The sequence below is a fragment of the Luteolibacter ambystomatis genome, assembly GCF_018137965.1.
GTDB lineage: Bacteria > Verrucomicrobiota > Verrucomicrobiia > Verrucomicrobiales > Akkermansiaceae > Luteolibacter > Luteolibacter ambystomatis.
In genome coordinates this window covers 86,148-98,106 of sequence record NZ_CP073100.1, presented here as the reverse complement: position 1 = coordinate 98,106, position 11,959 = coordinate 86,148, and the positions used below count along the sequence as shown (strand labels likewise).

Annotated in this window: 6 protein-coding genes; all 6 read left to right on the top strand. The window is 64.5% G+C overall.

The window, feature by feature from the left end; genetic code table 11:
- Window positions 1-175 precede the first annotated feature (175 nt).
- The 6 genes from KBB96_RS00325 to KBB96_RS00300 are packed head-to-tail and all read left to right on the top strand — an operon-like array spanning window position 176 to window position 11,959.
- Window positions 176-3,046, top strand: coding sequence for a hypothetical protein (locus KBB96_RS00325; RefSeq protein WP_211631500.1), 2,871 nt, complete (start codon window positions 176-178; stop codon window positions 3,044-3,046).
- Window positions 3,047-3,078: 32 nt separating this feature from the next.
- Window positions 3,079-4,077, top strand: a complete 999-nt coding sequence (locus KBB96_RS00320) for an AAA family ATPase (RefSeq protein WP_226373601.1) — start codon at window positions 3,079-3,081, stop codon at window positions 4,075-4,077.
- Window positions 4,074-4,955: a DUF58 domain-containing protein gene (locus KBB96_RS00315; RefSeq protein ID WP_211631499.1), complete on the top strand. Its 882-nt coding sequence runs from the start codon at window positions 4,074-4,076 to the stop codon at window positions 4,953-4,955. The genes KBB96_RS00320 and KBB96_RS00315 overlap by 4 nt, the downstream gene beginning before the upstream one ends.
- A gap of 3 nt (window positions 4,956-4,958) precedes the next feature.
- Window positions 4,959-6,971 (top strand): vWA domain-containing protein, encoded by a 2,013-nt coding sequence (locus tag KBB96_RS00310; RefSeq protein WP_211631498.1) that lies wholly within the window; start codon window positions 4,959-4,961, stop codon window positions 6,969-6,971.
- A gap of 6 nt (window positions 6,972-6,977) precedes the next feature.
- Complete coding sequence (locus tag KBB96_RS00305; protein ID WP_211631497.1) at window positions 6,978-9,182, top strand: hypothetical protein; 2,205 nt, start codon at window positions 6,978-6,980, stop codon at window positions 9,180-9,182.
- A 17-nt stretch (window positions 9,183-9,199) separates the two neighbouring features.
- Window positions 9,200-11,959, top strand: a complete 2,760-nt coding sequence (locus tag KBB96_RS00300) for a DUF4175 family protein (RefSeq protein WP_211631496.1) — start codon at window positions 9,200-9,202, stop codon at window positions 11,957-11,959.

The following is an 11,959-nucleotide window of genomic DNA, read 5'->3' as shown; positions in this document are numbered from 1 at the left end:
TCGGTTCGTCACCTTTGATATTCCAACACGGCGGCATGTCTCATGCCGCCGTGTTTCTTTTTGGAATCTTCACATCCTTTTCATCAAATCCTCCTTCCACGAAGGCGCTCGTTCGTTCAGTTTTCCATGGATGTTCCGGCATGTGGCATTCGGTTTGATGCTTGGCTCCCCCCTCATGGCTGGGGGGCAGGAACCGGCTCCCGCCGCAGCCAAGGCACCGGACTTTTCCACCGGCTTCCAGCAACTCATCTCGCTCGGCTTGCCGCCGTTGAAAGACGCGGAATGGATCACCGCATCCGCCAATGAAAACGGAGACGACTACGAGCTGCGCGAGGTCCTGGAAGGGCTCAAGGGCGGTGGCTGGAAGATGCAGGTGGAAGGAAAAGCCACCTTTCTCGGCATGGGTGCCGTCGATCTCTCCGAACCAGCCGATACGGGCGGCAGTGGTGGTGGCGGACTGTTAGGAAATCTCTTCGGCGGCGGCTCGAAGAAGAAAGGCAAGGCCGGCGACCTGATCGCGGATGCCACGAAGCTCATTGCAAACCTGAACAACGCTGGAAAAAGTGAGAAGCTTCGCGAGAATATCGAATACCGCGCGGACTCGCTGGGCAAGCTGCTCATTTTCGCCGCCCAGCTCCATCAAACCGGCCATCCCGAGGAAGCCAATCGCCTCGCCACAGCGGTGTTCTCACTCGGGGCCTCTCCGGAAACGGTGATTGATACGGCAGTGAACCAGCTTGCCGCACGCGATCTCAACCGGGTCACGGAAGCGTTCTTCACCTCGCATGATTGGACCGCTTACGACCGCGATCTCAAGAGCCTCATTGCCCGCTATTCCCGTGGTTGGGATCATCTGCTGGCAGCGCAGATGCTGCAACCGGTGGTGGCGAAACGTGCCGCCAACCAGCCGGCACCAAAACCCGAACTGCGCGGCATCCCCTTGAAACCGGAGGCGCTCGCCGCCCTTGAAGCCACCTTGCAAGTAGGGAAGGCCACCATTGATGACGAAGCTCTCAATGCCTTTGCACGGGAAAATCAGATTGATCCCTCCTATCTGAAGAACCCCCGCTACCGCCAGCAACTCATCGAGATGATGACGCAATCCGGCGGCAGCCGCAGCACCGCGGCCCTGTGGCTGATCCAGAATCCTCCCGCAGCCGATGCGACGAATCCCTGGGATCAACTGAAGCGCTTGAACATGGATGCCCTGCCCGCCCTTGCCGCGGTCGCGGCGGATGACACGCTGACCTACTCGCGCAACAACAGGGGCGGCGGCAGCCGTTATTTCTCCAGCAGCGAATCACCAGCCGAGCGGGCGGTGAAGGCCTATCGGGATATGGACCGGCCTCTCACCCGCGGGGAGCTTGCCTGCCAGCTCATCGAATCCACCTTGCCGGGTACCGGCAACGAGACACGCGAGGCGGACACGCTGGCGCAAGCCGCGCTGGAATTCTGGAAAACCAATCGCAACAAATCGCGGCTGGAACTGATCCAGGTGTTTCTCGCGGATGGGAGTGAACAGCAGAAGTTTATTGCTCTGGATGTGCTCGCCACCATGCCCGACAAGACCGCCCGCACGGCCTTTGAAGCACAGGTCCTCGCGGACAATCAGGCCTTGTCCTCGCTGGACGCCGTCACCACTTATCTCACCCTTCATAAGGCGGAGGCGAAGGAGTTCTTCTCCCGCTTCTCCACGGCTCTGAAATCGCAGGCGGAAGGCGTGGACCTGGATCGCATCCGCAACGGTTATCAGATCCGGAGGGACGGGGGCTTGGACAAATTCCTCCGCAAGCTCTCGATCCTCGTGGGCGGCGAATCCCCGCGCAAGCTGGTGCTTGATCTGGCGAAGGCGGAAAAAACCGATGCGCAGCAGATCCGCACGGTAGGGGAAGCTTTGGCCAAATCCTCACCCGCAGAGTTCATCGCCCTTTATCTGGAAGCCGCCGCATCCTCCAAACGCGCTGAGACGAGCTCCGCCTTCCTCCAGATGCTCTTGACGTCCGACCACCCGGAGCAGGAAGAAAAACCGGACGCACCAAAGCCGCTTCCCCCCGCCCATATCCCCTACTGGAAAACGTTGCTCGCGAACGACTCCACGTTACCCGACGGGGGGACCCTCCGCAATGTGGCCGCCACCACCATGGAACGCATGCTCCAGGGAGAGGAATTCCAAGCCACCTATTTCGAAAGCTACAGGCTCGACAGTGCCGCGACGGACGCGGTGATGGTGGCGCGTGCGTTGGAACGTGTCGAAGGCAAGGAACCCGGTCCCTTTCCGAACGCCACCCAGGTTTCCGCAGCACGCATGAATGACCTGGTCGGACAAGCCAAGGCGGCCAAGCCCGAGGATATTCCAGCACTCGTCAAAGGCTGGAGCCTTGCGGAAAAGCTCGCCTTCAAGGCCTGGCGCACCGATCCGGCGAACAAGGACATGATCCCGGCCAGCATGATCGCGTCACGCAAGCGCGTGCTTCCGCCAGAAGACGGCCCTCGGAATCCAGCAGCGGCCAAAGCCTCGGAGACATTGACATCGCTCGGGATTCCTCCCGGCACGACCCTCGATGCGGATCGCCTGCTCTCTCTTGTCGACAAGCTCGCAGCCGAAGCCAAGACCCGCTCGGGATTGCTGGTTTCCTTCTACGGCAGCGACGGACTCGATACCGGGTTCACGACTCAGGTGCTCCCGTGCTTCGATCCGGATTCGAAAAAATCCGCCGCGTTCGCAATGGCCACCTACTCGATGTACACCGTCTCCTCTCTTTTCGAAAGCGGATCCGATTCATCGACTCCACCGGAGGGCATGGTGCTCGTCAACTTCGGTTCCTCCTCCGGCCGGTCGCAGCACCTCACATGGACGCTTGCCAATGGCACCGTCACCGCACCTGCCGATACCACGCCTCTTCGCAATGCGATGACGGCATTGGATCAGCCCGATGCCCAAACCCTGTATCTCATGATCAGCGTCCTCCATCGTGAGGACACCGCGAAAGCCGCAAACCTGAGGCGCGCCCTCAACAGCGAAGGCGATACCGACGACAGCGAATAACCCCTCTCCACCTCCAACTCCCGCCCATCACCATGTCCACCACCGCCGCACCACCGGAACCCGCCGCCCAATGGGAAATGATCCAGGGCACCGTCGCCGACATCCGCCGGGAAACCGCCCGCGTGATCGTGGGACAGGAAGAGATCGTCGAGCAGCTCCTCACCTCGCTGCTGTGCAAGGGCCACTGCCTGCTTGTCGGTGTACCCGGATTGGCGAAGACGCTGCTGGTTTCCACGCTAGGCCGCATCCTCGGCCTGAAGTTCCAGCGCATCCAGTTCACACCCGATCTGATGCCCACCGATATCGTCGGCTCGGAGATCCTTCAGAACAGCGCCGACGGCAGCCGCGAATTCCAGTTCGTGCCCGGCCCGGTCTTCACCAACCTGCTGCTCGCGGATGAAATCAACCGCACGCCGCCGAAAACCCAGGCCGCTCTGTTGGAGGCGATGCAGGAAAAGCAGGTGACCGTGAACGGACAAACCCGCCATCTGGAGGAACCGTTCATCGTCTTCGCCACCCAGAACCCGATCGAACACGAAGGCACCTATCCGCTGCCGGAGGCGCAGCTCGACCGCTTCTTCTTCCAGCTCAACATCGGCTACCCGACCATGGAGGAGGAGGCGCGGATCATCGAGCGCACCACCGGACGCTCCACCACCCATGCGGAAACGCTGCTCAATGCCGCAGGCGTGCTCGCGCTCCAGGATGCCGTGCATGACGTACCGTTGCCGGAACCAGTCGTGCAGGAAATCCTCAAGCTAGTTCACGCCACCCGGCCGGACTCGCCCCACGCCACCGCGGACGTGAAGAACTACGTCGCCTACGGAGCCGGTCCGCGCGCTTCGCAATGCCTTGCCCGCGCCGCCCGGGCGCTGGCCCTCCTGCGCGGTCGCTCCTCCGCCTCCGTGGAGGAAGTCCGTGCCGTCGCCCTGCCGGTGCTGCGGCACCGCGTCATCGCGAACTACAATGCCACCGGCGAAGGCATCACCGTGGATCAGCTCGTGTCGAAGCTCATCGGCCTCGGCGCATGAACACCGCCTGGAAATATCTCAAGCCCGAGGACATCCGCCGGCTGAAGAACTACGAGTTCGGAGCCAAGGCGATGGTCGAGGGCTATCTTTCCGGCCGCCACCGGTCGAAGCAGCGCGGCGCTTCGATCGAGTTCCACGAGTTCCGGCAATACGTTCCCGGCGATGATCTCGCACAGGTCGATTGGCGCGTGTTCGCAAGGAACGACAAGCTGTTCCTGCGCACCTTCGAGCAGGAGACGAATCTCGAATGCCACATCTTCCTGGATGCCTCGGCGTCGATGGCCTTTCCCGAGCAGGAACAGCGGCTCACGAAGCTGGAGTATGCCTCGTTCTTCGCGGCCTGCCTGTCCTGGCTGGTGACCTCCAAGAACGACCGCGTCTCGCTCACGCTCTTCGACCAAGGCATCCGCAAGCACCTGCCGCCCGGTTCCACCCGCCGCCACCTCCACGATCTGATGACCACGCTGGAGCACACCACCGCCGGTGCGCCCACCGACCTGCCGGAGGTGCTGCACCGCGCGCATCCGTTGCTGAAGCGCCGCGGCACGCTGGTGATCCTGTCCGATCTCTTCACCGATCCCGCGCGCCTCTTCACCGCGTTGAATCCCTATCTCCATCGCGGCTTCCGCGTGCATCTCTTCCACATCCTCGATCCCGCCGAGCTCGATCTCGGCAACCGCGGTCTCTCGCGCTTCGTGGACATGGAGAGTGATGCCCGCCTGACCGTGCATCCGCAGGCGCTGCGCGACGCGTGGAAAAAGGAAATCCTCGACCACAGCCGCACCTTGCGCGCGCTCGCCGCCGGCCGCCACGTGGACTACGCGCTCGCGCCCACCACGGAATCGTATTTCTCGCTGTTCGACCGGTTCCGCCACTGAACGATGAGCCTCTTCCTCCAGCAACCCTGGCTGCTGCCACTGCTCGCGCTCGCGGCGCTGCCGCTGCTCGTGCACCTGCTTTCACGCACCCGGCCGCCGGTGTACCGCTTCTCGAACCTCGACTTCCTCCAGCGCGTGGTGCGCCGCACCAACCGCTTCCGCAAGCCGAAGGACTGGCTGCTGCTGATCCTGCGCACCCTCGCCATTCTGGCACTGGCCGCCGCGTTCCTCGGACCGCTGTTGCTTTCGAAAAGCGCGCCGCTGCCGGGTGAGCGCACCACGCTGGTGCTGCTGGTGGATCGCTCCGCCTCGATGGCCGCTCGCGATGGTGCCGCCACTCGTTTCGAATCCGCCATCCTCGCCGCACGCGAGGCCCTTTCCAGCATCCGCCCGGACGCGGCAAACGTGGTGTGGATCGATGCCGAACCCTCCGCCGTGTTTCCGGAACCCGCGCCGAACCGCGCCTTCCTCGGAGAGTCGCTCGATCAAGCCGGTGCCCGCCCGGAAGCCGGAGCACTTGCACGCGCATGGGAACTCGCCCTGCGCCAATGCGCCATCGGCACCGGCCGCAAGGAACTGGTCGTGATCTCGGATTTTCAAGCCAGCGCGTGGAAGGCTTTCGATGGCACCGTTCCCTCGGACATCCATGTCCGGGCCGTGCCGGTCGCGAAGGGTGATGCGCCGAACATCGCGCTCACCTCGCTGGTGGCTTCGCCTGCCGAACCGGTCGCCGGCCAGGAAGCCACCGTGCTCTGCCGCGTCCGGAATTTCTCCGGTGAAGCGCGTCGCCCGCTGCTATCGCTCGATGCCGGTGGCTCGCACCAATCCCGTCCGGTCGATCTCCCCGCATGGGGCGAGGCCGAAGCCGCCTTCACGGTCCGCTGTCCCGCAGCCGGGTTGCTCGCCCTCACCGCCGCCATCGATGAAGACAGCTTCCCCGGAGACGACCGCCGTTATCTCGCGCTGCGCGTCCGCGAATCCCTGCGACTGGCGGTGGCGGCTCCCGCGAACAGCGCGGAAGCACGCGTCGCCCGTTCTCTGGCTGATGCCCTGCCGTGGCTCGATACCGTGGATTGCCCGGACCCGGCGAATCCCCCGCCCTGCGATCTGCTGCTGATCCCGGCATGGGACGGCTCTTCACCGGAAAAACTGCGCGCGTTGGCGGAGCAGAGTACGACACTCATCGTACATCCAGCCCCCGGTTCCCCGGCGAAATCCCTTTCCGTCCTGGCCTCCACTCCACCGGATGCCGCCGATGGCATGCTCACCATCGAGACCAAACAGGACGGATGGCAGTCGATGCCAGCGGAGGGACACCCGGCATTCGCGCTCTTCGCCTCCGGAGAATTCGGCAATCCGCTCGCGGGCACCATCCGCCAGCGCGTCCGTCTGCCTGCGAGCGTCACGGGGAAAGGCGAAACCCTGGGCCGCTTCGCCGATGGCACGCCTGCTTTGGTTTCCTTCCCCACGGCCTCCGCGCCGATCATCCTGTGCAATCTGCCGCTTGATCCTGCGGCGGGAGACTGGACCACACGCCAATCCTTCCTCCCCGCCTTCGCCGAGCTGATTCTGCACACCCGGCCGAACAAACCGGGTGATCACTTCGCCATCGAATCCGGCTCGCTGCCCGCATGGTCGCCTTCCGATCCTTCGCAAGCCGCCACGCTCACGCTCGCCGGACCGGATGGCAAACCCGTGCCGCTCGAACAAACCACCGGCACCGGAGGCCCGGTGTGGCGGGCCAGGCAGCCTGCGACTCCCGGCATCCATGCCTGGTTGGTCTCCGGCCAACCCGTCCACTACTCGGTCGCCAATTTCCCCGAATCGGAATCCGACCTCCGCGCCCTGCCCGAGCCACCCACCTTCGGTCCCGGCAGCAGCCGCACAAATGATTCGCTGGCCCGCGCCGCGGCGCTCGACCACGGACTGCCTCTCTGGCCCTGGCTGATCGGCCTGACTTTGCTCGCGATGCTGGTTGAACCTTGGATCGCCTCTCCCACCCTCCGGAAATCCTGACGCCTCGTGAATCCTCCCTTTCCATTGCCATGGCTCCTGTTGCTGCTCGTCGTGGGCGGCATGGTGGGCATGGCCGCGTCGTGGCGTTCCACGCGAGGACTCACAGGTTCGCGCCGCGGACTGCTGCTCGGTCTGCGGGGTGCAGCGCTCTGCGGACTCGCTGTGATTCTGCTCAATCCGGGCCGATGGGTGAGGCCCACCGATCACACCCAGCGTCCGTGGATCGTCCTCACCGACACCTCCAGTTCGATGGCTCGCGCTTCCGGCGCTGGCACCCGCTACTCTCTCGCCCGCGATTTCGCCAACAAGGCGGCAAAGGAAGCCAAGGCCACCGGTCTGCCGGTGCGGCTGCAAGCCTTCGATGATTCACTTCATCCAGCGGCAGACACGCTGCCGGATCGCGCGGAAGGCAAGGCCTCAAACATCCTTCACGCGATCGAAACCGCCTTTCAGGAGAGCTCCGCCGCAGGCGAGGCCCCGGCTGGCATGCTCGTCATCAGCGATGGCCGTCAGACCGGACAGGCGGCGGCAGGAACCATGGAAGCGCTCGCCCTGCGCGCACGTGCCCGCGAAGTGCCCGTTCACACGCTGGCCATCGGCGCGAACGATCCCGTCGCCGATCTCTCTCTGCGCGCCGCGCGTCCCACCCTTCACGTCTTCGCCGGCCAATCGGTCCGCGTGCCGGTGGTGCTGGAAAGCACCGGACTGGGAGCGCTTCGCTCGACGGTCATCCTGAACGGTGCCGATGGCAAGGAACTCGCCCGCCAGACCATCGATCTAACCGAGGGCAAGCCCGGCCTCGTCACCTTCGAAATTCCCGCGCCCGCCACGAATGCCCGCTGGAGCATCACCACCGCGGAGCAGGAAGGCGAAGCAAGGCCCGGCAACAACCAGGCTGCCGTGACGGTCCGCGTGCTCACGTCCAAGACACGCGTGTTCCTCGCCGAAGGCGCGCCCTACTGGGACTCGAAGTTCCTCGCCCAGCTCCTGCGCCAGCAGAAGCATATGGATGTCCACTCCGTCCACCGTCTCTCGGACCAGCGCTATTTCCGCATCGATTCCGGACAGGCGGCACCAACCGAGACCTCCCAGGCGATCTTCCCCGAGAGCGCCGATGAACTGGCGCGCTACGACCTGATCGTCTTCGGCCGCAACATCGATTCCTTCCTCACGCCGGCCCGTCTCGATGCGCTCCGCGCCTACGTTCGCGATCATGGCGGCGCGGTGCTGTTCTCACGCGGCAAGCCCACCGGCACCGAAGTGGCCGGCCTCGATACACTGGAGCCGGTCGCATGGGCGAACACGGTCACCGCCGATTTCCGGTTCGCACCGAATGCGGAGGGTGAAGCCGCCGGATTGTTCGGCGAAGCTCTGCCCGCCGCAAATGCCTCCGTGTGGAACTCGCTGCCACGCTTGAAAGACGGTCGCTCGGTCGCAGCGGTGAAACCCTTCACCCGCATCCTTGCGGACGGCATCGGCGAGCAAGGCGGCAAGTTCCCCGTGCTGCTCGTACGCCGCTATGGCCAAGGCGTCACCGGTCTGGTCAATGGCGATGGACTGTGGAAATGGGACTTCTACCCGGAGGCCCGCGAACTCGGCAACATGTACGAGGACTACTGGACCCAGCTCATCCAATGGATGGCATCCTATTCCGAGTTCCTGCCCGGTCAGGATTTCTCGCTGCACCTCGCATCCTCCCAGGGCGACGCCGGAAAGCCTGTGGCCGTGTCCATCGCCTACCGTGGTCCATTGCCCGCACCTGCACCCGTGCTTCGCCTCTCCGGTCCCGATGGCGGAACCACCGAAGTCACGCCAGCCGCCATCACCGATCCCTCGGGCCGTCCGCGCTGGCAGGCCACCCTCACCCCTTCTGCCGCGGGTGTCTGGCACGTCGCGCTGGTGGACTCACGCCCACAGGCACCTCCCGCGCCAGAGGTCGAACTGACCGTGCCCGCACCACCGGCGGAAGGAGACGATCTCTCGCCCGATCCCGCATTCCTCGCCGCACTCTCGACCAACACCGGAGGACAATCGATCGATCCCACTCGCTTCGATACATTCCTCCGCGAACATCTTCATACCGCACCTCCCTCCACCATCGAATCCGGAGCCGTGTGGCAACCAGCCTGGAACCACGCCCTTTTCGCCTTGGGTCTCGCCATCCTTCCCGCCACCGAGTGGTTCCTGCGCCGCCGCCAGGGACTCGCCTGACCACCCCTCCCTCCGCCATGAACTTCCCGCAACAACTTGCCCGATTCCGCCGCCGCCAGCGTGCAGGCCGGTTGGCCGCGTGGCTGCTTGCCACGGCTGGTGGTGCCATCGCGGTGCTGCTGGTGTTGATGGCACTGGATCTCCAACTGGCTTGGGAATCGCCCTCCCGGATTCTGGTGGTGAAGATCGCGGCGGCACTCATCGCCATCGCGGCAATTACGGCATTCATCGTAGTCATCCGCCTTTCCCGCCAGCGTGCCGCCACACTGGCGGATGATGCCCTCGGTTCGCCACGGCGTCCGGTTGCCGCCGCTCTGGCGGTCGATCCCGGAACCGCCGACACACCGCTCGGCAAATTCCTTGCCAAGCGTTCGCTGGATGAAGCCGCTTCCGCTCTTGCCCGACTGCCCGCGAAACAGGCGCTGCCGTGGCCATGGCTGCGCCGAGCGGGTGGCGCGCTTTGCCTGGTGTTGATCGGAGCCGCGGTTTTCCGCTCCGCCTCTCCGTTGCCATTCGCCACCGCGCTGGATCGCATGGTCCATCCGGACGCGGACATCCCACCATGGAGCCGTCTTCGCTTCACCCTCGATCCGGCACAGCCATCCGTTCTCTACGGCGGCGATCTGCTGGTGACCTGCACCTTGGATGGCGACCACATCGACAAGCCGGTCGAGTGCCTGCTGCGCCAACCCGGCTCGAACGAAGTGCTGCGCCTGCCCGCCGCCCGTGAATCGGCAAATCGTTTTTCCCGCAAGCTCGATGCCGTCACCCGTCCTGTGGAAGTCGCGTTCGCCTGTGGCAAGGCCCGCTCACGATGGCTGCCGGTGGAGATCCTGCTCCAGCCCAACGTGCTCGCAGGAGCCTTGGAAATCACGCCTCCCGTCTATACAGGATTGCCAACCAACCGGGGTCCGCTGGACAGCAACGAAATCTCCGTGCCGGAAGGTTCCGCCGTCGTCCTGGAACTCACCTCGAACCGTCCGCTCGGAGCCGCAACCCTCACCTTCACGCCCGCACGTACCGGCACCACCGATCCCGCTCCGGTGGAAACCGCCGGCGAAACCTCAGGGCACACCGCGCGCTTCGCCTTCACCGCCGGTCGCTCGGGCAAGCTGTCCATAGTCATCCGGGACGTGCGCGGCACGCCATCGGCGAAGCCTTCCGAGCTGGCGCTGAAGATGCTGCCGGACCAACCACCGGTGATCGACCTGACTTCACCGCCGCCATTGCTGCTGGCCACACCAAAGACGAAGATCCCGGTGGAAGCGAGCGCCACCGACGACCTCGGCCTCTCGCGCATCCAACTCGTGCGCACGCTTTCCGGATTCCGCGATCGCTCGCTGGCCGTTGCCAAAGGACTGGTGAAGACCCGCGAGTACGGCGTTCATGATGGACTCGATCTCGCCAAACTCGGTCTGCAACCCGGCCAGACCATCGAACTGTTTCTGGAAGCTTCCGACTACAACCCCTCGCTACTGGGACAAGGGACCTCCGGCATCTCCCGCATCCAGATCATTTCCGAGGACGACTACGCCGCGCGGCTGCGCGCGAAAACCACGCTCAAGCAATTCTCCGCTCGCTTCCAGGCCGTGGCCCGCGCCCGCGAGGAAGCGCGCAAGGCGCTGGAGGAACTCGAAAAGGCCGCGGGCAATCCCGAGGCCGCCGAGAAGGCGCGCCAAGATGCCCTTGAAGCGAACCGCAAGGCCGCGGAGCTGATGGAGAAGCTCGGCGGCGACTTTCCTGTGTTCGAGGCGGAGAAGCGGCTCCAGGCGCTCGCCCGCGAAGCCGCCGGCCCCTTCAAGCAAAACACCGATGATCTGGCCAAGCTCGATCCCAAGGCCAGTGCGCCAGCCCAGCGCGAAGCGGTGCGCCAGATGCTGGAGCGTCTGGACAAACCGCAGCCGAAGATGGAGGAGGCGCAGAAGGATGCCGCCACCATCGCCGAGGCCGGAAGGCTGTTGGAGATGGCGGCCAAGTTCCACCAGATCTACGAAACCCAGCAATCGCTGGTGAAACGCATCGGCACCATCGCCAAGGAGATCGCACAGGGAGACGACCAGAACAAGCGGCTGCTCGGTTCGCTCGCCGACACCCAGCAGAAGAACCGCGAGGCGCTGGAGGAATTCGTCCGCGAGTTGGAAAAACGCTCCGCCACCATCCAGGATCCACAGCTCCAGGAGTTCAAGGAATCCGCGCTCGCCTTCGCCCAGCACCTGCGTCTGGCTGATCCCGGCAGCGTGATGGATGCCGCCTCGAAACACGCGCGCGACGGTGCCTCCAACGATGCCTTCACCAATGCGGAAATGGCACGCTCGCAACTGGAGTCGCTGATGCAGGGCGAAGACGGCTTCCCGAAAGCCTGCCAGGGCAAGGCCCCGAAATTCTCGATCCCGCGCCCGGATGTGAACCAAACCATGCAACAGATGCTGGAAGGGCTCATGAGCCAGAACCCCGGCACCACGCCGAACCAGAAGACCGGCGGCGGTGGCATGGGTGCGGGCGGCACCGGCCCGACCGGCAGCGCCGAACCGGGATACGCTCTCTCCGATCTTCCCGTGCTGGGACCGGATCGCCTTCAGTTCGATCCGGCCTCGCTCGGCGGCAGCGCCAATGGTGACGCCCGCTCGACCCGCCCGGTCAAAGGCCTGCCGACCACGACCGAAACAGGCACCATCAAACCCACCGAATCCCGCACCGGCGATTCCGGTGGCCCCACCCCCGAAGCCGTCCCCGCGATCTATCGCGAGGCGGTGAAACGCTACTTCTCCGGAGAATGA